Origin of the sequence: Methylobacterium fujisawaense (genome assembly GCF_014138435.1) — a bacterium.
Taxonomy (GTDB): Bacteria; Pseudomonadota; Alphaproteobacteria; order Rhizobiales; family Beijerinckiaceae; genus Methylobacterium; species Methylobacterium fujisawaense.
The window spans coordinates 631,403-653,286 of the sequence record NZ_JACJIM010000004.1 but is presented as its reverse complement, the minus strand read 5'-3'; the positions used below and the strand labels follow the sequence as shown (position 1 = coordinate 653,286).

Below are 21,884 nucleotides of genomic sequence, written 5' to 3'. Positions count from 1 at the left end.
GGCTCCGGTTGGGGCAGGCGGCCCGTTTCAGGGCAGGGCGCGGCGCAGGAGACGGGGGAGGTCGATGACGACGAAGTCGGGGCGGCCGTCGCCGACTGCTCCGGAGGCGGAGCCCGGCGCATAGACCGAAGCGGCCTCGTTGCCCAAGCCGTCGGGATCGACGGCGGCCTCGCCGGAGGCGGCGACCCGGGCGATGCCGAGCACGCGGTCCACCGCGAGGGCGAGGGGCTGCGGATGGGGCCCGCGCAGCACGATCAGATGACCCTCCGACCCCGCATCCGATGCCGCGTCGGGCCGGCCGAGAGCCCGGGCGAGGCTGAGGACCCCGACGATCCGCCCGGACAGGGCGATGAGGCCGTCCAGCGCCGGCACCGCGCCGGGCATCGGCGTACAGGGGCGTGACGGGAGGACCTGCGCGACGGCTGCCAGGGGCAGGCCATAACGCTCGCTGCCGCAGGCGCAGACGAGCTGGTCGATGTCCAGGCCGGCGGCCGCCGCGACCGCGCCGCGGCGGGCGAGGGCGACCGCGCGCTCGGCGCGCAGATCCCGCTCCGGCCGGGTCCGCGGCCGGGCCTCCTGCGCACTCGGGCGTGCCCCCATCAGGACCTCCTGCTGTCGGTGACGCCGAGCGCGGCGCGGGCCGCGGCCGCACTGGCCGCGATCTCGCCGGCGGAAGCGCCGTCGCCCTCGGGCAGCGCCGTGTCCGGGCCGAGGGCTTGACTCAAGGCGACGGCATTGTCGAGGGCGCGAACGGCCTCGTGCGGGCGCTGCAGCGCGATCAGCAGCAGGCCGAGGTGATAGTGCGCCATCACGAAGCCCCGGTCGAGGTAGAGCGCGGCCCGAAGCGCCCGCTCGGCCTCGGCGTCGCGCCCGAGGGTATGGGCCAGCAGCCCCTCGTAGAAGCGCAGGGCCGTGTCGGTGGGATCTCGATCCAGCGCGGTCCGCAGGGCCCGCCAGGCCGCGCCGGTCTCCCCGGCATCGGCGAGCGTGCGGATGCGGTCGAGCCCTCCCGCCTCCTCCTCGGCCGACCAAGCGTCCGGGGGGGCCGTCTCGGCGGAGATCGTATCGGCGGAGATCGTCCCGGCTGCGGCATCGGCAGCCGGGTTCGGGGCGGGATCGGCAGCGGCGTCGACGGCCGCGTCGCCGGCGGCGGCGGACGGGGTCGGAATCCGGCTGGGCTTCTGGCCGCACGGCTCCGCCCCCTGTGGCGCCGGACGGGGCGGATCCGCCGCCGGCACGGCGGCCAGGGCGAGCGGCGGCGCCTCGGGGCGAGGGCGGTAGGCCACGGTGCCGGGCAGGCTGACGGCGTCGAGGAAGCTCGCGAAGGCGGGACTCGGCTCGGCGTGGCCGAGCAGCAGCCACCCGTCCGGCCGCAGCCTGCGGCCCAGACCGCGCACCACGGCGGCCACCGTCCGGGCCTCGAAGTAGATCAGCACGTTCCGGCAGAGGATCAGGTCGAACGGCTCGCCCTGCGACGGGACGGGGGCGGCAAGGGTGAGCAGGTTGCCCCGCTCGAACCGGACCGGTCCGCGGAATTCCGGCCGCAGGGCGTAGCCGCCCTCGCGCCGGATGCCCGGAGCGGCCGGCAGACGGGTGAAGTAGCGCAGCCGGTCCTCCGGCGGCATCGTCCGCAGGGCCCATCGGCCGTACTCGGCGGCGCGGGCGGTGGCCAGCGCCTCGGTGCTGATGTCGGTTCCGAGGATCGAGACCCGCCAGTCGGGCAGGGCATCGCCGAGCAGTTCGTGCACCAGGATCGCCAGGGAATAGGGCTCGGCCCCCGTGGAGCAGCCCGCACTCCAGATGCGCAGGACGCGTTCGGAGGCCCGGGCGGCGATCAGCGCCGGCAGGATCGTCTCGCGCAGCGCCTGGAACTGCTCGGCGTAGCGGAAGAAGAACGTCTCGCCGACGGTGATCTCGGCCTCGAGCCGGGCCCATTCCGCCTCTCCCGACGCGCCGTCAGACAGGAGACCCGCGTAAGCGGCGCAGTCGGCCACGGCCGCGGCGCGGAAGCGGCGGTGCAGCCGCTCGATCAGCAACTCGTCCTTGTCGATGTAGTAATGATGGCCGGTGCGCGCGATGATCCGCGCCTTGAGGGGCGCGTAGGCGGGATCGGCACCCAGATCGGGACGGGGACTACCCGGACGGGCCATCGCGCGGTCAGACGGAGTGCGGCAGCGCGGCGAGACGTTCGGCGGCGGCCCGCGTCAGGGCGTCGACGCGGATGCGTTCCTGCGCGGTCAGGAGACGCTCCGGCGCCAGCGCGTGGACGAGGCGCTCGCCGAGGACCAGCTCGGCGGCGACGCAGCCGTTGAGGGTATCGGCCTCCTCGGCCTGCCGGATCGCGGAGTCCGGGACGGTCATGAGATCCGCCACGCGATCGACGAGATAGGCGACGGCCTCGCCCTGCATCAGCGCGAGGTGGGCGTAGAGGCCGGGCGCCGCGACCGCCGGGCGCAGGCCCAGCAGGGTCGCCAGATCGATCACCGGAACCGGCGCGCCGCCGAGATTGAGGAAGCCGAGGAGCAAGCCTCCGGCCGCGGGGGGCGTGTGGAGATCCGGGAGCGGCAGGATCTCGGCGACCGCGCTGCGGGGCAGGGCGCAGGCCGTGCCGGCGACATCCAGCAGGAGATAGGCCGAACCGCTGCTGGCCACCGCCACCCGCTCCCCTCGTGCTCGGTCGCGGCCGGGCCGGGACGGGACGCGACATAGGCCGAGTTAACGCTCCCGGCAATTGTGCGCTGCAAGGGCGGGGACTGCGGAACCAAGTCTCGTCTGGGCCGCTTATTTTCCGACGCAGCGGCAACGCGCCTGACGAGGTGCGACGCTTTGCCTGCGCCGGTCTACGCCAGGGATTGATGATGAGGAAACTTCTGTTGGCCGCCGCGTCGCTGACGCTCCTCGCGGGCTCCGCCTACGCCCAGGGTAACTCGCCCTACAACGCCTCTGGCGCGCAGGCCGGTGGCCCGCGCGGCGGCATGGAGCGCGCCGGCGAGGCCGCCGCGATGGAGCAGGGTGCCGCTCCGGCCCAGCGTCCGATGATGCGCAAGCGCATGAAGCACAAGAAGATGATGAAGCATCACCGCCGGATGCGCCACAACATGTGATCGAAGGGCCCCAGGGCGTGCCGGAGACGGCACCGCCCGGGTGGCTTGGCCTGTCGCATGCGCGGCAGGCCTTTTTTGTGCCCGCTCGCCGGCGGGCCGGGCGTCCGCGCCCCCCTTGAATCATAGTTCGGACCGCCGGCGGTTGCGGGCCGGCCGCAGGCGGTCCAAGCTTGCGCGGCGGCCTTCGACAACGAAAAATGTTCGCAAACGAACATCGGCCGAACACCGATACAGCGGTGCGGCGGCCGGAGGCAACGCGAGGGAGTATCGATGTCACGACCGCTCGACCGGAGATCCGACGACAGGGTCGAGGCGACCGGCGTCGAGGGGCGACGCAGCGCCATCGTCACGGCCGTGCGGCAGCGCGGCTTCGTCACCATCGAGGCCCTGGCGACGCAGTTCGGCGTCACCGTCCAGACGATCCGCCGCGACCTCAACGAATTGAGCGCCGAGGGCCGCCTGGAGCGCTACCGCGGCGGCGGCGGCCTGCCGTCGAGCGTCGAGAACATCGACTACGCCGACCGCCGCGTCACCCTGCTGCCGGAGAAGAGCCGGATCGGCCGCCTCGCGGCGAGCCGCATCCCGTCGCATTGCTCGGTCTTCATCAACATCGGCACGACCCCGGAGGCCGTCGCCCGGGAGCTGACCCGGCACGACGATCTCAGCATCATCACCAACAACCTCAACGTCGCGATCTCCTTGGCCGAGGCCACCGAGTTCCGCATCGTCGTGGCCGGCGGGACCGTGCGCAACCGCGACGGCGCCGTGCTGGGCCAGCTCACCTGCGACACGCTCAGCCAGTTCCGCGTCGACGTGGCGGTGATCGGCATCAGCGGCATCGACGCCGACGGGGCGCTCCTCGACTACGATTACGAGGAAGTCCGGGCGACGCAGACCATCCTGGCCCATGCCCGCAAGACCTTCCTAGTGGCCGACCACACCAAGTTCGGTCGTCGGCCGATGGTCCAGGTCGGGCGTCTGGAGCAGGTGGACACCTTCTTCACGGACCGGATGCCGCCGGCCGAGGTGGTCGCGCTCATGGAGCGCCAGGGTGTCACCCTCGCGGTGGCCGACAGCGCGGACGAACCGTAACGAACATCCATTTTTTCGCTTGCGAAAACACACGGCCGTGTCAATATTATGCCAACCCGCCATCAGGGCGGCCTTGGAGGAACCATGGCGGCAGCAACGCGCCAGCGCGAGCCGTCCGACGCCTACGATCTCCTGATCGTCGGCGGCGGCATCAACGGCACCGGCATCGCCCGGGACGCAGCCGGCCGGGGCCTGTCGGTCCTGCTGGCCGAGCGCGGGGATCTCGCGGGATTCACGTCGTCCTCCTCGACGAAGCTGATCCATGGCGGCCTGCGCTACCTCGAATATTACGAGTTCCGCCTCGTCCGGGAGGCGCTCGCGGAGCGCGAACGGCTGCTACGGCTCGCGCCGCACGTGATCTGGCCGCTGCGCTTCGTGCTGCCCCACGACGAGGGCCTGCGCCCGGCCTGGATGCTGCGGCTCGGCCTGTTCCTCTACGATCATCTGGCGCGGCTGCGGACGCTGCCGGGCTCCCACGGCGTCGACCTGCGCAGCTCCGATTACGGCGCGCCGCTGCAGAAGCGCCTCAAGCGCGGCTTCGTCTATTCCGACTGCTGGGTCGAGGACAGCCGCCTGGTCGTGCTCAACGCCATGGATGCCCGCGAGCGCGGCGCCACGGTGCTGACCCGCACCGGCGTCGTCTCGGCCCGGCGCGAGGGCGACGGCTGGGTCGCGACGCTGCGCGACGAGCGCGGCGGGACCGAGCGCACCGTCCGGGCCAGGGCGGTGGTGAATGCCGCCGGCCCCTGGGTCAGCGAGACGCTCGGCGGCACGCTGGGCATCAACAGCCGCGCGGCGGTCCGCCTGATCAAGGGCAGCCACATCGTGGTCAAGCGCCTGTTCGCGGGCGATCAGGCCTACATCCTGCAGCAGCCCGACAAGCGCATCATCTTCGCGATTCCCTACGAACGGGACTTCACGCTGATCGGCACCACCGACGTCCCCTACGAGGGCGAGCCCGGCGCGGTCTCGATCTCGCCGGAAGAGACCGACTACCTGTGCGGCTGCATCAACCGCTCCTTCGACACCAAGATCACCCCGGCCGATGTGGTCTGGAGCTATTCGGGCGTGCGCCCGCTCTACGACGACGCGGCCGAGAACGCCTCGGCGGTGACCCGCGACTACGTCCTCGACGTCGAGGACCAGGGCGGACGGGCGGCGGTACTCTCGGTCTTCGGCGGCAAGATCACCACCTACCGGCGGCTCGCCGAGCACGCGCTGGAGAAGCTGAAGCCGTACTTCCCGGCGCTCAGGAAGGCCTGGACCGGCGACGCGGTCCTGCCCGGGGGCGCCATGAAGGATGCCGATTTCGACCAGTTCCTCGCCAAGCTGAGGGCCGAGAAGCCGTTCCTGCCCGACGAGACCGCCCGGCGCCTCGCCCGCGCCTACGGCACCCGGGCCCGGGACATCGTCGGGACCGCGCAATCCATGGCCGATCTCGGCGAGGTCTTCGACGGCGGGCTCACGGCGGCCGAGGTCGATTACCTGCGCACCGAGGAATGGGCCGTGACCGCCGAGGACATCCTCTGGCGGCGCTCCAAGCTCGGCCTGCGCACCAGCGCGGACAGCGCGGCGCGCCTGACCGCCTACCTCGACCGCAAGGCCGAGGCGGCCTGATCTTTTCGGCCTCGATCCGGCGCCAGACCGGTCGGGCATCACAGGGGAGGGAACGATGAGCCGTTACGTCGGGGCCATCGACCAGGGCACCACGAGCAGCCGCTTCATCGTGTTCGACCGCGAGGGCAGCGTGATCGCGCTGGCCCAGGCCGAGCATGCGCAGATCTACCCGGCGCCGGGCCACGTCGAGCATGACGCCGGCGAGATCTGGACCAAGACGCAGGCGGTGATGCGCGAGGCGCTGGAGAAAGGCGGGCTCCAGCCCTCCGATCTGGCGGCCGTGGGCATCACCAACCAGCGCGAGACCACGCTGATCTGGGACCGGACGACCGGCAAGCCCCTGCACAATGCCCTGGTCTGGCAGGACACCCGCAACGACCGGCTGGTGGGCGAGTTTGCCCGCGACGGCGGCCGCGACCGGTTCCGGGACCTCACCGGCCTGCCGCTGGCGAGCTATTTCTCCGGACTCAAACTCCGCTGGCTCCTCGACCACGTCGCGGGGGCCCGGGAGAAGGCCGAAGCCGGCGACGTGCTGTTCGGCAACATCGACACCTGGCTCGTCTGGAACCTGACCGGCGGGACGGCGGGCGGCCTTCACGTCACCGACGTGACCAATGCCAGCCGCACGCAGCTCATGTCGCTCAAGACCCTCGACTGGGACGACGGCATGCTTGAGACCTTCGGCATCCCGCGGGCGATGCTGCCGAAGATCGTCTCGTCGAGCGAGGTCTACGGGGAGACCAAGGCGCCCTTCGCCGGCGTGCCGATCGCCGGCATCCTGGGCGACCAGCAGGCGGCGCTGTTCGGCCAGACCTGCTTCGCGCCGGGCGAGGCCAAGAACACCTACGGCACCGGCTGCTTCGCGCTGATGAACACCGGCACCGAGCCGGTCCCGTCGAAGGCCGGCCTCGTCACCACGCTGGCCTACCGCCTCGACGGGCAGAAGCCGGCCTACGCCCTCGAAGGCTCGATCGCCATCACGGGTGCCCTGGTGCAGTGGCTGCGCGACAACCTGCACATGATCAAGGATTCCGCCGAGGTCGAGACGCTCGCCACGACGGTCGAGGACAATGGCGGCGTCTACTTCGTGCCGGCCTTCTCGGGGCTCTACGCCCCGCACTGGAACGAGGGCGCCCGCGGCCTGATCATCGGGCTCACCCGCTACGTCAACCGGGGCCACATCGCCCGCTCGGTGCTGGAGGCGACCGCCTTCCAGACCCGCGAGGTGCTGCAGGCCATGGCCAAGGATTCCGGCATCCCGGTGAAGGAGCTGCGGGCCGATGGCGGCATGGTCGCCAACAACACGCTCATGCAGTTCCAGTCCGACCTGCTCGACGTGCCGGTCGTGCGCCCGAAGGTGGCCGAGACCACCGCGCTCGGCGCCGCCTACGCGGCGGGCCTCGCGGTCGGCTACTGGAAGGGGCTCGACGATCTCAAGCGCAACTGGGGCGTCGACAAGCGCTGGACGCCGAAGATGGATGCCGGCCAGCGCGAGAAGATCGCCGCGGCCTGGGGCCGGGCGGTGCAGCGCTCCTTCGACTGGAAGACCGACGAGGATTGACGAACGGCTCTCGGGCCCGTGCGCGGGCTCGGGGTCCGTCGTGATCCGATCCCGCCCACCGCGACCTCATCCTGAGGTGGGGCGCAGCCGCCTCGAAGGAGGCCTCCACAGATCGCGCGGCCGGCTGGAGGCTCTTTCCAGGCGGCCGCTCCGCGCCCGCATCTCAGGATGCGGGTGAAGACCGGAAACGGTCGGACATTCGGTGACCGCCTTCGGCGGCCACACGCTCGCACAAGCTTTTAACTCTTACAAAAAAGCAGCGAACGGGGGAGACAAGACTATGACATCACCATTCCTGGGCGAATTCCTGGGTACGATGACCTTGATCGTGCTCGGCGACGGCGTGGTCGCGGGCGCCCTGCTCAAGCATTCCAAGGGCGAGAATGCCGGCTGGATCGCCATCACGGCGGGCTGGGCCTTCGCGGTCCTCGCCGGGGTCTTCGTGGCCAACGCCACCGGCAGCGCCGACGCCCACATCAACCCCGCGGTCACGGTGGCGGGCGCCGTCAGTTCAGGCGATTTCAGCAAGCTTGCCACCTACATTCCCGCCCAGATGCTCGGCGCCTTCGTGGGCGCCGTGATCGTCTGGCTCCACTATCTGCCGCATTGGGGCGCGACCCAGGATACCGGCCTCAAGCTCGCCTGCTTCTGCACCGGTCCGGCGATCCGCGACGCCAAGGCCAACTGGCTCTCCGAGATCATCGCGACCTTCTTCCTGATCCTGACGATCTCCGCCCTCGTGACCACCACGCTGGGTTCCGCGGGGGCGATCCCGCGGGGCGTCGCGCCCTACATGGTCGGCATGCTGGTCTGGGGCATCGGCCTGTCGCTCGGCGGCACCACCGGCTACGCCATCAACCCGGCCCGCGACCTCGGGCCGCGCATCGCCCACGCGGTCCTGCCCATCGCCGGCAAGGGCTCCTCCGACTGGGGCTACGCGCTGATTCCCGTGGCCGGCCCCGTGGTCGGGGCCGTGCTGGCCGGGCTGTTCGTACGCCTGCTCGGGATCTGACGGAAATCCCGCACCCTCAACCGCCGCGGGGCGGCCCGGCGTCGCGGCGGTTTGCGGCGCGACGCCTTGGGCCTTAAGTCAGGGCGATCCCGACCGCGCCCACGGGCGCCTCCCCGCGGTGTGGCAGCCCCCGACCCATGGCCGTCGTCCTCGACATCCTGAAGAACGATCCGCGCACCGCGCGCCTGCGCCATCCCGAGAAGGCGCACCGGCCTGACCAGCCCGTCCAGGCCAAGAAGCCGGACTGGATCCGCGTGAAGGCGCCCGGCTCCAAGGCCTGGACCGAGACGCAGAAGATCGTGCGCGAGCACGGCCTCGTCACGGTCTGCGAGGAGGCCGGCTGCCCCAATATCGGCGAGTGCTGGGAGAAGCGGCACGCCACCTTCATGATCATGGGCGACACCTGCACGCGGGCCTGCGCCTTCTGCAACGTCCGCACCGGCCTGCCCGACGCCCTCGACGCCGCGGAGCCCGAGAAGATCGCCGATTCGGTGGCGAAGCTCGGCCTGCACCACGTGGTGATCACCTCGGTGGACCGGGACGACCTGAAGGACGGCGGCGCCGAGCACTTCGCCCGCACCATCGCGGCGATCCGCCGGGCGAGCCCCGGCACGACCGTCGAGATCCTGACCCCCGACTTCCTGCGCAAGGACGGGGCTCTGGAGGTCGTCGTCGCCGCCAAGCCCGACGTGTTCAACCACAACCTCGAGACGGTCCCGGCCAAGTATCTGACGGTGCGGCCCGGCGCCCGCTACTTCCACTCGGTGCGCCTGCTCCAGCGGGTGAAGGAGCTCGACCCGACGATCTTCACCAAGTCCGGCATCATGGTCGGGCTCGGCGAGGAGCGGAACGAGGTGCTCCAGCTGATGGACGACCTGCGCTCGGCCGACGTCGACTTCCTGACCATCGGCCAGTATCTGCAGCCGTCGAAGAAGCACCACGAGGTCGTGCGCTTCGTGCCGCCCGACGAATTCAAGGCCTACGAGACCACCGCTTACGCCAAGGGCTTCCTGCTGGTCTCGGCCACACCGCTCACCCGCTCGTCGCACCACGCCGGCGAGGACTTTTCGCGCCTTCAGGCGGCCCGCCTCGCGAAACTGTCGCCCGCGCTCTCGGCCTGAGGAAATCCCAACACCATGCCGTCCTTCCGGGTCACCCGCGCGGTGAAGCACACGCCGCAGCAGATGTACGACCTCGTCGCCGACGTGGAGCGCTATCCCGAGTTCCTGCCGCTCTGCGAATCCCTGCGGATCATCCGCCGCCAGGACATGCCCGACGGCGGCCAAGTGCTGATCGCCGAGATGGGCGTGGGCTACAAGGCGATCCGCGAGCGCTTCACCACCCGGGTCACCCTCGATCCCGCGAACCTCAAGATCGTGGCCGAGTATATCGACGGTCCGTTCCGGCATCTGGAAAACCGCTGGCTCTTCAAGGATGCGCCGAACGGGGGGTGCAACGTCGACTTCTTCATCACCTACGAGTTCAAGAGCCGCACCCTGGGGCTCCTCATGGGCACGATGTTCGACCGGGCCTTCCGCAAGTTCACCGACGCCTTCGAGGGGCGCGCCAACCGGATGTACGGCGCCGGAGCATAGGCCGCACCGTCACCGCGCGCCGCGAAGCCCGCAGGGCCGGCCCTGGATGGCTCCGCCGCGTTCGGGGAAGGGGCGTCAGGCGCGCAGCGGCGCACGCACGTGCTCGGGCCGCACGCCCATGCCGATCATCCGCGCCGGCAGGACCTGCAGTCGCGGCAGGGCATCGAGGAGGCGCAGCGCCAGGGGCGCCCGGAACGGCGCATCGGCCGCGAGGGACGCGGCGATCACCCGGGACTGGATCATCCGCTGGAGCGCCTGGGTCGCCCGGACCGGGAACATCCGCCGGGCCTGGACCCGGGCGAGATCGGCCTCCGAGAGCCGGCCGGCCCGCAGGGGCTCGACCAGGAGGTTGGCCGCCGCCACCGCATCCTGGATCGCCAGGTTGATCCCGACGCCGCCCACGGGCGACATCGCGTGCGCGGCATCGCCGATACAGAGCAGCCCGGGTCGGTACCAGCGGTCGAGCCGGTCGACGGTGACGGTCAGGAGCTTGACGTCGTCCCAATCGGCGATGGCCGCGGTGCGGTCGGCCAGGAACGGCGCGATCGCCGCCACCGCCGCCCGGAAGGCCGGCAGGCCCTTCGCGCGGAGCTCCGCGTCGCCGCCCTTCGGGACCACGTAGGCGCATTGCCATAGGTCGCCCCGGTCGAGGGTGATCAGGATCCGCCCCGGACCGAACCGTCCGGCCGCCGCCTCCGGGTCGCCATCCCGGCGCGGCAGGCGGAACCACAGCACGTCGATCGGCGCCCCGAAGGCCCGGGGGGTAAAGCCCGCGCGCGCGCGCATCCGCGAGTGACGGCCATCCGCACAGAGCACGAGATCGGACCGGATCTCCACCGGCCTATCCGGCCCCTCGGCCCGCACGCCCGCGATCCGACCATCCGCCTCGATGAGATCGCGGGCCTCGGTCCGGCGGAGCAGCCGGAACCCCGAATACTGGGCCGCCGCGCCGGCCAGAAAATCCAAAAAGTCCCATTGCGGCATGAAGGACAGGAAGCGGTTCCGGGTCGGCAGCCGGCTGAAATCGGCGACCCGGTAGCTGCGTCCGTCGACGACGCCCGAAAAGGTCTCGACACGCCGCTGGGGGAGGGCGCGGAAGCGCTCCGTGAAGCCCAGCTCGTCCATCAGGTCGAGGGTCGAGGGGTGGATCGTGTCGCCGCGGAAGTCGCGCAGGAAATCCGCGTGCTTCTCCAGGACGGTCACGTCGATCCCGGCGCGGGCGAAGAGCAGTCCGGCCATCATCCCGGCCGGGCCGCCGCCGACGATGCAGAGGCGCGTCGTCACCCTGTCCATGGACGTCCCTCCCGGGTTGCGGTCAGCCGCGAATGGCCTTCTCCAGAAGGCCGAGGGCGTCGGCGACCGCGGCGCAGCGGATGCCCGCGCGTCCGAGATCGCCGTAGCGACGCTCTAGAAGGCGGATGCCGCCCTCCCGCTGGGCGAGGCCGAAATGCACGAGTCCGACCGGTTTCTCGGCGCTGCCGCCGCCGGGTCCGGCAATGCCGGTGATCGCCACCGCGACGGAGGCCCGCGATGCGGCGAGTGCGCCCGCGGCCATCGCTCCCGCCACCGGCGCGCTCACGGCACCGTGCTGGCGGATCAGATCCATCGGCACACCGATGGATTCGGCCTTGGCCTCGTTCGAGTAGGTGACGAACCCGCGCTCCACGACGGCCGAGGAACCCGGTACCGCGGTCAGCAGGCCCGCCACGAGACCGCCCGTGCAGGATTCGGCCGTGGCGATGGTGCGCCGGGCCGCCGCGAAGGCCGCCACCAGCGCCTCGGCCCGCGCGAGAAGCTCTGCGTCTTCGATCATCGCGAACGGGCTCCCGTCGGGCGGCCGCGCCCTATCTCGTGTTGTGACCCAAGGCCGAGCCCGGCTCAAGGACCGGCGGCCGCCATCGGAGACACCCATCCATGATCTTCCCCGCGACCACGGCCGTCTTTGCCGGGCTGCTCGCCCTCGTGTACCTCGGCCTCTCGGGCTGGGTGATGGCGAGCCGCGTCTCCGGCAACGTGCTGTTCGGGGACGGGGGCGACGAGACGATGCTCAAGCGCGTCCGCTCGCACGCCAATTTCGCGGAATACGTGCCCCTGGCGCTCATCGTCATCGGCCTGCTGGAGGCGGGCGGCGGCGGCCACACTCTGGTCCAGGCCCTGCTGATCGCCCTGCTGGTCGGCCGGATCCTGCACCCGATCGGGATGTTCGCGCCCCCAAACTCCCCGCGCCAGTTCGCCTGCCGGGGCGGCGGCATCCTGCTGACGATGGCGGCTTTGGCCATCGCGGCGATCGCGCTGCTGCTGCGGTTGGCCTAGGGCCGGCGGTCGCGCGGCTCGGCAGCCTCGGGGGCCGCTTTCGAAACGGCGCAGTCGGGATCCGGCACGACTTGCTTTCCCGCGCGCCGGCCTTCCACTGCCTCGATGCGCATCAATCGGACCGAGCTCGCCGATCTCGGAACCTTCCTCGCCATCGCGCGCCATCGCAACTTTCGGCGTGCGGGCCTGGAGCTTGGCGTCAGCGCCTCCGCGTTGAGCCACGCGCTCAAATCGATGGAGGCGCGCCTCGGGGTGCGGCTGGTCAACCGCACCAGCCGCAGCGTCACCCTTACCGCGGCAGGGGAAGATCTGCTCGCGTCCCTGGATGCGCCTTTCGCAGCGATCGGCTGCGCACTCGACCTGCTCAATCAGCACCGCGAGCCGGCCAAAGCCACAGGCCGGATCCGCCTCAATGTGCTCGAACATGCGAGCACGCTGCTGCTCGCCCCTGTGCTGCCCCTCTTCCACGAACGCCATCCGCGGGTCGAGATCGACGTCCGGGTGTCCAACGACCTGCTCGACGTGGTGGACGCCGGAGCCGATGCGGGCGTTCGGTATGGCGGAACGGTTCCCCAGGACATGGTGGCACAGCGCCTGTCGGCCGATCTGCGCTGGGTCGTGGTCGGTCGGCCGTCCTACCTTGAGCGCCACGGGACGCCCGATCATCCCCGCGACCTCGCGGCTCACCGATGCCTGCGCATCCGCCTCGGCGACGACAGCCTCTACCGATGGGAGTTCGAGAGGGAGGGCGAGACGATCGCGCTCGACGTTCCAGGGGCGGTCACGCTCGACAACACGCAATTCGCCCTGACCCTTGCGGCGGCGGGCGGCGGGCTTGCCTATCTTCCGGAACCCTGCGTCGGACCGTCAGTCGCCCGCGGCGAGCTACGCATCGTGCTGGCAGACTGGGTCGTCGCGGGGGCCGGCTTCCACCTCTACTATCCCGGACGTCGCCAGTTGCCGACGGGATTGCGGCTCCTCGTCGACCTGATCCGCGAGGTGAGACCGCTTGGCCTGTAAGGCCAATGCCATTCGGCGATGAACTCCGCTCATCGCCTCATTGAAGGGGACACGGCTGACCCGAACGCTGCGCGATGTCTACGTCAGGCCCCTCATCGAGGTCAGCGAGGACATCAGGACATGCGCCGTTTCCCAGGAAAGGTCGCTTTCGTCACGGGCGCCGCCAGCGGCATCGGCCGGGCTACCGCCATCGCCTTCGCGAGGGAGGGGGCTCAGGTCGCGATCACGGACCGCACCGAGGCGCCGCTGGAGGAGCTGCGGGCCGAGATCGAAGCGGACGGCGGCGCGGTGCTGGCGATCCGCTGCGACGTGTCGGTCCCGGCGGACGTGGAAGCAGCGGTGGCCAGCACCGTCGCGCAGTTCGGCCGCCTCGACTGCGCCTTCAACAATGCAGGCGTCGAGAACAAGGCCGCTCCGGTCCACGAGATCGCTCTGGATGAGTGGGACCGGATCCTCGACGTCAACCTGCGCGGCACATTCCTGTGCATGAAGCAGGAGATCGCTCAGATGCTGCGCCAGGGCAGCGGCGTGGTGGTGAACACCGCGTCCGGTGCGGCCATCAGGGGCGTGGCGGGAGGGGCGAGCTATGCCGCCTCCAAGCACGCGCTCATCGGCCTCACCAAGTCCGCCGCCCTCGACTATGCGAAGTCGAACATCCGGGTGAACGCCGTCCTGCCGGGGAACATCGAGACGTCGATGATGGACCGCTTCACCGGCGGCGACATCCAGAAAGCCATCGCTCTTGAGCCGGTCGGGCGACTGGGCAAGCCCGAGGAGATCGCGGACGCCGTCCTATGGATGTGTTCGGACCTCGGTTCGTTCGTGACCGGCGCGTCGATCTCGGTCGATGGAGGCTGGTCGCTCTAGGCGACGTCCGGAACGCAGGAGAATCGGACCGATGGACATCAAGCGCAGCGGAAGCCAGCCGTCGGGTCAGGGACCGTCCGCGTGGTTCACCGGCACGGTCCGGATCGACCCACTTCACAGCGCCCCCGATCCGGCCCGGGTCGCCATGGCGAGCGTGACCTTCGAGCCGGGTGCGCGCACGGCGTGGCACACACACCCGCTCGGCCAGACGCTGATCGTCACGTTCGGGCGCGGGTGGGTCCAACGTGAAGGCGGCCCCATCGAGGAGATCGCACCGGGCGACGTCGTCTGGTTCGAGCCGAACGAGCGACACTGGCACGGAGCGACCGCGTCCACGGCGATGACACATATCGCCATCCAGGAGCGCCTGGACGGCGAGGCGGTGACGTGGATGGAACAGGTCACGGACGGGGCGTACGACGGTCCCTGAGCCCGTGATGCGAAGTCCGCCTTTGACGTTCGGCCGCCGACGGCAGACCGTCGCAACGCCACCCATGGCAGCGCCTCCGAGGGTCGCGCCGCCGATCCACACCCGAGGCTTCGGGCTAGATGGGCCGCCGGCGCGCCGACGACGTCAGCCCTGCCGCATCGCGGTCTCGGCCTGCGCATCGAGGGCGGGACCGTCCTCCTCGGGGAGCCGCACGGTCGCGGCGGCCTGGGCGGCGAGGCCTTCGGCCCGGCCGACGAAGCCGAGCTTCTCGGTGGTCGTCGCCTTGATGGAGACCGCCGAGAGCGGCACGCCCGCGATGGCGGCGATGCGCGCGCGGATCTCTTCGCGGTGCTTCCCGATGCGCGGCGCCTCGGCCAGCACGGTGATGTCGAGGTGGTCGATGCGGCCGCCGCGGGCACGGACCAGCCCGCAGGCATGGGCCAGGAACTGGTCCGAGGACGCCCCGCGCCAGCGCTCGTCGGAGGGCGGGAAATGGGTGCCGATGTCGCCGTCCGCGATGGCGCCGAGCAGCGCATCGGTCAGGGCGTGCAGCGCCACGTCGCCGTCGGAATGGGCGAGGACGCCCCGATCCGCGGGGATCTTCACGCCGCCCAGCCAGACATGGTCGCCGGTGGTGAAGGCGTGCACGTCGAAGCCGGTGCCGAGGCGGGTCACATAGGTGGTCATGGCGCGGGCTCCCGGCGCTGGCAATTCGGTGGTCTCGGTCGCGAAGGCGCGGTCCGCCTCGATCAGGTCGGCGGGCTGGGTGATCTTGCGGTTGGCGACGTCGCCCGCAAAGACCACCACCGGCAGGCCGGCCCATTCGGCGAGCGCGCCGTCGTCGGTGAAGCCGTCGAGGCCCTGCGCGGCGGCGTCCCGGTGGGCGGCGAGCAGCGGACCGAAGGTGAAGGCCTGGGGCGTCTGCACCGCGCGGAGGTGCTCCCGGGGCGGCGTCTCGTGCACCCGGCCGATGCCGGGCGCGATATCGACGACGCGCTTGACCGTGTCGGTCACCGGGACGCCGGGTACGGCCGCGCCGTGATCCCGCCCCGCCGCGATCGCCCGGGCGATGAGCGCGGCGTCCACATAGGGGCGCGCCGCGTCGTGGACCAGAACGATCTCGGGCGCCGACCCGACCGCCAGGGCTTCGAGCCCGGCGCGCACGGAGAGCTGGCGGGTCGCCCCGCCCGCTACCGGCGCCGTGATCTTCGCGCGGATTGCGGGTGGAAGTTCGTCCAGGCAGCTCCGGAAGAAGTCCGCCGCGTCGGCGGCGATCACCGGCTGGATGCGCGCGATCCCGTCATCCGCAGCGAGGGCCGCCAGGGTGCGGGTGAGGACCGCCTGTCCGCCGACCCGGCGGTACTGCTTGGGCGTGTCGCCGCCGATGCGGATACCGCGGCCCGCGGCCACCACCACCGCGGCGACGCCGGCTCCCGCGCTGGCGGGTCCGATGGCTGGCGTGCCGGTGGCGGACATGGGCGACGAACTCGTGAGGGCCTGAGGAGCGGAGGGGCGGCCGGCGCGCGGGCCAGCGCTGCCGCCGGAAGCCTGCCGCAGAGGGTGCCCGTCGTTTAAGCGGGGGAGGGCCCGAAATCAACGCGCGGTCCCGCTTGCCAGCGGGCCGGACTTGCCTCATTGTTGTGCAGAATGACGACTGACCATTATTTGAGCGCGCTGCGCCGCGAAGGTGCGAAGGCAGGAGCGGCAGACGCCGCCCCGCTCTGCCTGCTTGCCCCGCTTTCGGGCGTCACCGACCTGCACATGCGCCGCATCGCCCGCCGCTGCGGCGCCGACGCGGTCATCTCCGAGATGGTGGCGGCGCGGGAATTCACCCGCGGCTCCGGCGAGGCCACCCTGCGCGCGGAAGGCTCCGGCGTCGACCTGCACGTGGTCCAGCTCGCGGGCTGCGAGGCCGCCCCGATGGCGGAGGCGGCCCGTCTGGCGGAGGCCGGGGGCGCCCACGTGATCGACGTGAACATGGGCTGCCCGGCCAAGATCGTCACGGGGATCGCGTCAGGCTCGGCGCTGATGCGCGACCTCGACCACGCCGAGCGCCTGCTCGCGGCCGTGCGGGGCGCGGTGTCGGTCCCGGTGACCGTGAAGATGCGCCTCGGCTGGGACGACGCGAACCGCAACGCCGCCGATCTCGCCGCCCGCGCCGAGCGGCTGGGCCTCAACGCCGTGACCGTCCACGGACGGACCCGGCAGCAATTCTACAAGGGCCGCGCCGACTGGGCGGCGATCCGCTCGGTGGTCGCGGCGGTGTCGATCCCGGTGATCGCCAACGGCGACGTGACCGACCTCGCCAGCGCCCGGGCCTGCCTCGCGGCGTCCGGGGCGGCGGGGGTGATGATCGGCCGGGCGGCGACCGGCCGGCCCTGGCTGGTCGGGCACATCGCGTCGGCCCTGGCCGGACGGCCGATGCCGGAACCGGCGCGGGCCGATCAGGCCTCCCTGGCCGCCGAGCACTATGCGGGGCTCCTGTCGCTCTACGGCCGGGACATGGGCGTGCGGCACGCGCGCAAGCACCTCGCCGCCTATGCCGAGACCGGAGGGGCGCTGGACCCGGCCGAGCGCGCGGCGCTGCTCACCACCACCGATCCGGCGACGGCCCTGGCCCTGCTGGCCCGGGCCTTCGCAGGCTCGGCGGATCCTGTCCAGGAGGCCGCGTGAGCGACGATTCCCTCCCGCAGGCGAACGGCAGCCGGCGCGACACCGCCGCCGAGGCCGTGCTCAACGCCCTGCCGCTGCCGGTCCTGACCATCGGCGGCGACGAGCAGATCCTCCACTGCAACCACGCCGCGGAGGCCTTCTTCGATTACTCGGCGCGGCTGATGCAGCGCCGGCGGCTGCGCGACATCATCCCCTTCGCCTCGCCGATCATCGCCCTGGTGGCCGAGGTCCGGCGCCGGCGCGCCAGCGTCAGCGAGTACCGGGTCGAGCTGACCCAGCCCCGCCTCGGCCTGGAGCGCAGCGTCGACGTATTCGCAACGCCGCTCGGCGACGACGGCGACGCCGTGGTGATGATGCTCCAGGAGCGGACCATCGCCGACAAGATGAACCGCCAGCTCACCCATCGCGGGGCGGCGCGCTCGATGGTGGCGCTGGGCGCGATGCTGGCCCACGAGATCAAGAACCCGCTCGCCGGCATCCGCGGCGCGGCGCAGCTCCTGGAGAGCACCGGCGCCGAGGAGGACCGGCTGCTCACCCGCCTGATCTGCGACGAATCCGACCGGATCGTCCGCATCGTCGAGCGCATGGAGCTGTTCGGCGACGAGCGCCCCTCGGATCGCGGTGCCGTCAACGTTCACGGGGTGCTCGATCAGGTGAAGCGCTCGGCGCAGTCGGGCTTCGCGCGGCATATCCGCTTCATCGAGACCTACGACCCGTCGCTGCCGCCGGTTCTCGGCAACCGCGACCAGCTGATCCAGGTGATCCTGAACCTCGTGAAGAACGCCGCGGAGGCGATCGGCCCGGACGCGGTCGAGGGCGAGATCACCCTGTCGACCGCCTTCCGCACCGGCCTGCGCCTGCAGGTGCCGGGCTCCCGCGAGCGGGTCAGCCTGCCGATCGAGGTGGCCGTGCGCGACAACGGCCCGGGCATCTCGGCCGACCTGCTGCCGGACCTGTTCGATCCGTTCGTCACCACCAAGGCACAAGGCTCCGGCCTCGGTCTTGCATTGGTGGCCAAGATCGTCGGCGATCACGGTGGGATCGTCGAATGCGATCCTGCCCCGCGCCGCACGGCGTTCCGCATCCTTCTGCCGATGTCGAGTGCCCGGGACGGGCGCGAATCGGCGGTCGATCCGTGATGTCGATCCCCGAATCCGGCCCCCCGTCGGAGGTCTGAGTAGAGAGTCATGCCGAACGGCCACATCATCGTCGCCGACGACGACGCCGCAATCCGCACCGTGCTCAACCAAGCGCTGTCACGGGCGGGCTACGAGGTTCGCTCGACGGGCAATTGCGCCACCCTCTGGCGCTGGGTCGCGCAGGGGGAGGGCGACCTCGTCATCACCGACGTGGTGATGCCCGACGAGAACGTGTTCGACCTGCTGCCGCGCATCAAGCGCGTGCGGCCGGAGCTGCCGATCATCGTCATGAGCGCGCAGAACACCTTCATGACGGCGATCCGCGCCTCGGAGCGGGGTGCCTACGAGTACCTGCCCAAGCCCTTCGACCTGAAGGAGCTGATCGCCATCGTCGGCCGGGCGCTCTCGCGTCCCCGCGGCGCGGCGCCGGCCGGGGCGCCCCCCGAGAACGAGGACATCCCGCTGGTCGGGCGCTCGCCCGCCATGCAGGAGATCTACCGGGCGCTGGCCCGGCTGATGCCGACCGACCTCACCGTGATGATCACCGGCGAGTCCGGCACCGGCAAGGAGCTGGTCGCCCGGGCGCTCCACGATTACGGCCGCCGCCGCACCGGCCCGTTCGTGCCGGTCAACATGGCGGCGATCCCGCGCGACCTGATCGAATCCGAGCTGTTCGGCCACGAGAAGGGCGCCTTCACGGGGGCCCTGCAGCGCTCCGCCGGCCGGTTCGAGCAGGCCGAGGGCGGGACGCTGTTCCTCGACGAGATCGGCGACATGCCCATGGAGGCGCAGACCCGGCTGCTGCGCGTCCTCCAGCAGGGCGAATACACGACCGTGGGCGGGCGCGTCCCGATCCGCACCAATGTCCGGATCATCGCGGCCACCAACAAGGACCTGCGGGTCTCGATCCAGCAGGGCATCTTCCGCGAGGACCTGTTCTTCCGGCTCAACGTCGTGCCCCTGCGGCTGCCGGCCCTGCGCGAGCGCTCCGAGGACGTGCCGGACCTCGTCCGCCACTTCTTCGTGCTGGTCGAGCGCGAGGGCCTGACCCGGAAGACCCTCGACGGGGACGCCATGGAGCGTCTCAAGCGCTACCGCTGGCCGGGCAACGTCCGCGAGTTGGAGAACCTCGTCCGCCGGCTCGCCGCCCTCTACCCGCAGGAGACGATCACCGGCCCGGTGATCGAGGCCGAGCTCGACACCCTTCCGCTGGCGACGCCCGCGGCCCCGGCCGCCAACGGCGCAGCCCGCAAGGCCAACGGGGAATCCGAGAGCCTGTCCAGCGCGGTGGAGCGCCACCTCTCGGATTATTTCTCCGGCTATCGGGACACCCTGCCACCCCCCGGGCTGTATCACCGGATCCTGCGGGAGATCGAAGGCCCGCTGATCGGCGCGGCGCTCGCCGCCACCCGCGGCAACCAGATCCGCGCGGCGGAACTGCTCGGCGTCAACCGCAACACCCTGCGCAAGAAGGTCCGCGACCTCGACCTGCAGGTGTTCCGCACGGCGCGTTAGCGGCGGCCGGCCGGACGGCTGCTTCGCGGCCGCCGCCGCGCTCCGGCGCCTCGGGATGCGATCCGGGGCGGGACAGGCGTGACGGTGCTCAGCGGCCCGGCAGGATCGGGTCGCCGCGCATCAGCGCGTGGAGCCGCTCGGTGTCGAACCCGTTCGGGATGCTGGGCACGGCCGGCTTCGGCGCGGGCGCGGCCTTGACCGGAGCCGGGATCGACCCCGTCGCCGACGGCTCGGCCTGGGCGGCGCGGACCACGGGCGCCGGCGCCAGATGGGCGAGCCGATCGGCGCTGACGAGGGCGACGGTCGCCGTCGAGACGAGGACGAGGACGGCGCCGAGGAGGGAACGCAGGATACGCACGCAACGACCCGGGACGCGACTTGAGACGGCAACAGATTTACGGCGCGGCCGTTAACGAAGCCCCACCCTCAAGTCTTCGGGAGGCGATATTGACCAACGTCCAGGCCACCGCGAGCGACAGCCCGTTCATCCAGGGCCGCAACGCGCGCCTCTACGGAAAACCCGTGAGCGAATGCCCCTATCCGGAAGGCTCCCAGGAGCGTGCCGCCTGGATGGAGGCCTACGAGGAGGCCGCCGTCTCCGATTCGCCCGAGACCCCGTGAGCGCGGCAAACACGGCGTCTCGGGGCTGCGGAACGCCGCGTCCGGCTTGACCTCGCCGGATGCGGCGCGCTTCGTGCGGTGCACCGCAACGCGATCACCGAGCCTCGATGTCCCTGAAGCCTTCGCCCGACGCCCAGCAGACCTTCGCGCCCGCGACGCGCCTCGTGCATGCGGGCCGCGATCCGGGCGAGCAGCACGGCTTCGTGAACACGCCGATCTATCGGGGCTCGACGGTCCTCTATCCGACCTACGACGCGATCAAGAACCGGCGCGGGCGCTACAATTACGGCACCTCGGCGACGCCCACCATGGATGCGCTGACGACCGCCTGGACGGAGCTCGCCGGCGCCGCCGGCACCGTCGTGACGCCCTCGGGCCTCGCGGCGCTCACCGTCGCGCTGATGGCCGCGGTCTCGGCGGGCGACCATCTCCTCGTCACCGATTCCGCCTACCGGCCGACCCGCCAGTTCTGCGACGGCGTGCTGGCGCGCTACGGCGTCGAGGTCACCTATTACGACCCGATCATCGGGGCCGGCATCGCGGACCTGATGCGCCCGAACACCCGGGCCGTGCTGGTCGAGGCCCCCGGCTCGCAGAGCTTCGAGATGCAGGACGTGCCCGCGATCGCCGAGGTCGCGCACGCCCGCGACGCCTGCGTGATCATGGACAACACCTGGGCGACGCCGCTGCTGTTCCCGCCGCATGAGCGCGGGGTCGACATCGCCGTGGAGGCCGGAACCAAGTACCTGAGCGGCGGCTCGGACCTGCTGATCGGCCTGACCTCCGCCAACGCGCGCTACTACCCGGCCGTGCGCCGCACCTTCGACCATTTCGCCATGTGCGCCGGCGCCGAGGACATCTTCCTGGCGCTGCGCGGCCTGCGCACCATGAACCTGCGCCTGCGCGAGCACGGCCGCGCCGGGCTGGAGATGGCCCGATGGTTCCAGGCGCGGCCCGAGGTGCTGCGGGTGCTCCATCCCGGCCTGCCCGAGGATCCCGGCCACGCGATCTGGACGCGCGACTTCGCGGGCGCCTCGGGCCTGTTCGGCGTGATCCTCAAGCCGGTGCCCGAGGTGGCTTTAGCCGCCATGCTGGACGGGCTGCAGCTGTTCGGGATGGGCTTCTCGTGGGGCGGCTTCGAGAGCCTCGTGATCCCGTTCGACTGTGCCGGCTACAGGACCGCCACGAAGTGGGCGCCCGGCGGACCGGCCCTGCGCTTCCATATCGGCCTCGAGGACACCGCCGACCTCAAGGCCGACCTCGATGCCGGCTTCGCGCGCCTGCGGGCCGCCACGTAGGCGGATCGGGGCGCCGACGGCGGGGGG

General features: G+C 71.4%; 23 protein-coding genes. 16 read left to right on the top strand and 7 right to left on the bottom strand.

Going from position 1 to position 21,884, the window contains the following annotated elements; genetic code table 11:
• Window positions 1-27: 27 nt before the first annotated feature.
• From GGQ91_RS15630 to GGQ91_RS15620, 3 genes are read right to left on the bottom strand one after another with little or no spacing between them, the layout of a single operon-like run.
• A complete protein-coding gene (locus tag GGQ91_RS15630) occupies window positions 28-600 on the bottom strand; it encodes a chemotaxis protein CheW (RefSeq protein ID WP_043352543.1) in 573 nt (190 codons plus the stop codon).
• Complete coding sequence (locus tag GGQ91_RS15625) at window positions 600-2,150, bottom strand: CheR family methyltransferase (RefSeq protein WP_053609780.1); 1,551 nt, start codon at window positions 2,148-2,150, stop codon at window positions 600-602. The genes GGQ91_RS15630 and GGQ91_RS15625 overlap by 1 nt, the downstream gene beginning before the upstream one ends.
• A 7-nt stretch (window positions 2,151-2,157) precedes the next feature.
• Window positions 2,158-2,652: a chemotaxis protein CheW gene (locus GGQ91_RS15620; protein ID WP_182592331.1), complete on the bottom strand. Its 495-nt coding sequence runs from the start codon at window positions 2,650-2,652 to the stop codon at window positions 2,158-2,160.
• A gap of 206 nt (window positions 2,653-2,858) precedes the next feature.
• Between GGQ91_RS15620 and GGQ91_RS15615 the strand changes: the two genes are divergently transcribed.
• The 7 genes from GGQ91_RS15615 (at window position 2,859) to GGQ91_RS15585 (ending at window position 9,981) form a co-directional block, all read left to right on the top strand.
• Window positions 2,859-3,104 carry a hypothetical protein gene (locus GGQ91_RS15615; RefSeq protein WP_051044842.1) on the top strand — a complete coding sequence of 82 codons (246 nt, stop codon included), beginning with the start codon at window positions 2,859-2,861 and terminating at the stop codon, window positions 3,102-3,104.
• 270 nt (window positions 3,105-3,374) lie between these two features.
• Complete coding sequence (locus GGQ91_RS15610) at window positions 3,375-4,196, top strand: DeoR/GlpR family DNA-binding transcription regulator (RefSeq protein ID WP_043352536.1); 822 nt, start codon at window positions 3,375-3,377, stop codon at window positions 4,194-4,196.
• Window positions 4,197-4,280: 84 nt separating this feature from the next.
• Window positions 4,281-5,813: a glycerol-3-phosphate dehydrogenase gene (gene glpD, locus GGQ91_RS15605; protein ID WP_182592330.1), complete on the top strand. Its 1,533-nt coding sequence runs from the start codon at window positions 4,281-4,283 to the stop codon at window positions 5,811-5,813.
• A 55-nt stretch (window positions 5,814-5,868) separates the two neighbouring features.
• Window positions 5,869-7,374, top strand: coding sequence for a glycerol kinase GlpK (glpK, locus tag GGQ91_RS15600; RefSeq protein WP_182592329.1), 1,506 nt, complete (start codon window positions 5,869-5,871; stop codon window positions 7,372-7,374).
• A 280-nt stretch (window positions 7,375-7,654) separates the two neighbouring features.
• Window positions 7,655-8,386: an MIP/aquaporin family protein gene (locus GGQ91_RS15595; protein WP_043352530.1), complete on the top strand. Its 732-nt coding sequence runs from the start codon at window positions 7,655-7,657 to the stop codon at window positions 8,384-8,386.
• Between the two features lie 137 nt (window positions 8,387-8,523).
• Window positions 8,524-9,507 (top strand): lipoyl synthase, encoded by a 984-nt coding sequence (gene lipA, locus GGQ91_RS15590; protein WP_043352529.1) that lies wholly within the window; start codon window positions 8,524-8,526, stop codon window positions 9,505-9,507.
• A gap of 15 nt (window positions 9,508-9,522) precedes the next feature.
• On the top strand, window positions 9,523-9,981 hold the full coding sequence (locus GGQ91_RS15585) for a type II toxin-antitoxin system RatA family toxin (protein ID WP_043352527.1): 459 nt from the start codon (window positions 9,523-9,525) through the stop codon (window positions 9,979-9,981).
• 75 nt (window positions 9,982-10,056) lie between these two features.
• Here GGQ91_RS15585 and GGQ91_RS15580 read toward each other — a convergent pair whose 3' ends face one another.
• Both GGQ91_RS15580 and GGQ91_RS15575 read right to left on the bottom strand, forming a co-directional pair.
• A complete protein-coding gene (locus tag GGQ91_RS15580) occupies window positions 10,057-11,274 on the bottom strand; it encodes an FAD-dependent oxidoreductase (protein ID WP_043384465.1) in 1,218 nt (405 codons plus the stop codon).
• 22 nt (window positions 11,275-11,296) lie between these two features.
• Window positions 11,297-11,794 (bottom strand): CinA family protein, encoded by a 498-nt coding sequence (locus GGQ91_RS15575; protein ID WP_182592328.1) that lies wholly within the window; start codon window positions 11,792-11,794, stop codon window positions 11,297-11,299.
• A gap of 101 nt (window positions 11,795-11,895) precedes the next feature.
• On the opposite strand from GGQ91_RS15575, the gene GGQ91_RS15570 reads away from it, so the two are divergent.
• The 4 genes from GGQ91_RS15570 (at window position 11,896) to GGQ91_RS15555 (ending at window position 14,611) form a co-directional block, all read left to right on the top strand.
• A complete protein-coding gene (locus tag GGQ91_RS15570) occupies window positions 11,896-12,294 on the top strand; it encodes an MAPEG family protein (protein WP_043352524.1) in 399 nt (132 codons plus the stop codon).
• A gap of 105 nt (window positions 12,295-12,399) precedes the next feature.
• Window positions 12,400-13,314 (top strand): LysR family transcriptional regulator, encoded by a 915-nt coding sequence (locus GGQ91_RS15565; RefSeq protein WP_182592327.1) that lies wholly within the window; start codon window positions 12,400-12,402, stop codon window positions 13,312-13,314.
• Between the two features lie 120 nt (window positions 13,315-13,434).
• On the top strand, window positions 13,435-14,181 hold the full coding sequence (locus GGQ91_RS15560; protein ID WP_182592326.1) for an SDR family NAD(P)-dependent oxidoreductase: 747 nt from the start codon (window positions 13,435-13,437) through the stop codon (window positions 14,179-14,181).
• Between the two features lie 31 nt (window positions 14,182-14,212).
• A complete protein-coding gene (locus GGQ91_RS15555) occupies window positions 14,213-14,611 on the top strand; it encodes a (R)-mandelonitrile lyase (protein ID WP_043757415.1) in 399 nt (132 codons plus the stop codon).
• Window positions 14,612-14,755: 144 nt separating this feature from the next.
• Here the strand turns inward: GGQ91_RS15555 and GGQ91_RS15550 are convergent, their stop codons facing one another.
• On the bottom strand, window positions 14,756-16,087 hold the full coding sequence (locus GGQ91_RS15550; RefSeq protein WP_182592325.1) for a bifunctional 2-C-methyl-D-erythritol 4-phosphate cytidylyltransferase/2-C-methyl-D-erythritol 2,4-cyclodiphosphate synthase: 1,332 nt from the start codon (window positions 16,085-16,087) through the stop codon (window positions 14,756-14,758).
• Window positions 16,088-16,258: 171 nt separating this feature from the next.
• Here GGQ91_RS15550 and dusB point away from each other — a divergent pair, with 171 nt between their 5' ends.
• Genes dusB through ntrC form a run of 3 tightly spaced genes read left to right on the top strand, consistent with a single transcriptional unit; the run spans window position 16,259 to window position 19,938 of the window.
• Window positions 16,259-17,284: a tRNA dihydrouridine synthase DusB gene (gene dusB / locus GGQ91_RS15545; RefSeq protein ID WP_182592324.1), complete on the top strand. Its 1,026-nt coding sequence runs from the start codon at window positions 16,259-16,261 to the stop codon at window positions 17,282-17,284.
• Window positions 17,281-18,423: an ATP-binding protein gene (locus tag GGQ91_RS15540; protein WP_043349386.1), complete on the top strand. Its 1,143-nt coding sequence runs from the start codon at window positions 17,281-17,283 to the stop codon at window positions 18,421-18,423. Before dusB ends, GGQ91_RS15540 begins: the two co-directional genes overlap by 4 nt.
• 48 nt (window positions 18,424-18,471) lie before the next feature.
• On the top strand, window positions 18,472-19,938 hold the full coding sequence (gene ntrC / locus GGQ91_RS15535; RefSeq protein ID WP_043384440.1) for a nitrogen regulation protein NR(I): 1,467 nt from the start codon (window positions 18,472-18,474) through the stop codon (window positions 19,936-19,938).
• An 88-nt stretch (window positions 19,939-20,026) separates the two neighbouring features.
• Here the strand turns inward: ntrC and GGQ91_RS15530 are convergent, their stop codons facing one another.
• Window positions 20,027-20,296, bottom strand: a complete 270-nt coding sequence (locus GGQ91_RS15530; RefSeq protein ID WP_043384437.1) for a hypothetical protein — start codon at window positions 20,294-20,296, stop codon at window positions 20,027-20,029.
• An 89-nt stretch (window positions 20,297-20,385) separates the two neighbouring features.
• Here GGQ91_RS15530 and GGQ91_RS15525 point away from each other — a divergent pair, with 89 nt between their 5' ends.
• Together GGQ91_RS15525 and metC are read left to right on the top strand one after the other, a co-directional pair.
• Window positions 20,386-20,559, top strand: a complete 174-nt coding sequence (locus GGQ91_RS15525) for a ribosome modulation factor (RefSeq protein ID WP_164706383.1) — start codon at window positions 20,386-20,388, stop codon at window positions 20,557-20,559.
• A 107-nt stretch (window positions 20,560-20,666) separates the two neighbouring features.
• Complete coding sequence (gene metC / locus GGQ91_RS15520) at window positions 20,667-21,857, top strand: cystathionine beta-lyase (RefSeq protein ID WP_043757405.1); 1,191 nt, start codon at window positions 20,667-20,669, stop codon at window positions 21,855-21,857.
• The last annotated feature ends 27 nt before the right edge of the window (window positions 21,858-21,884 follow it).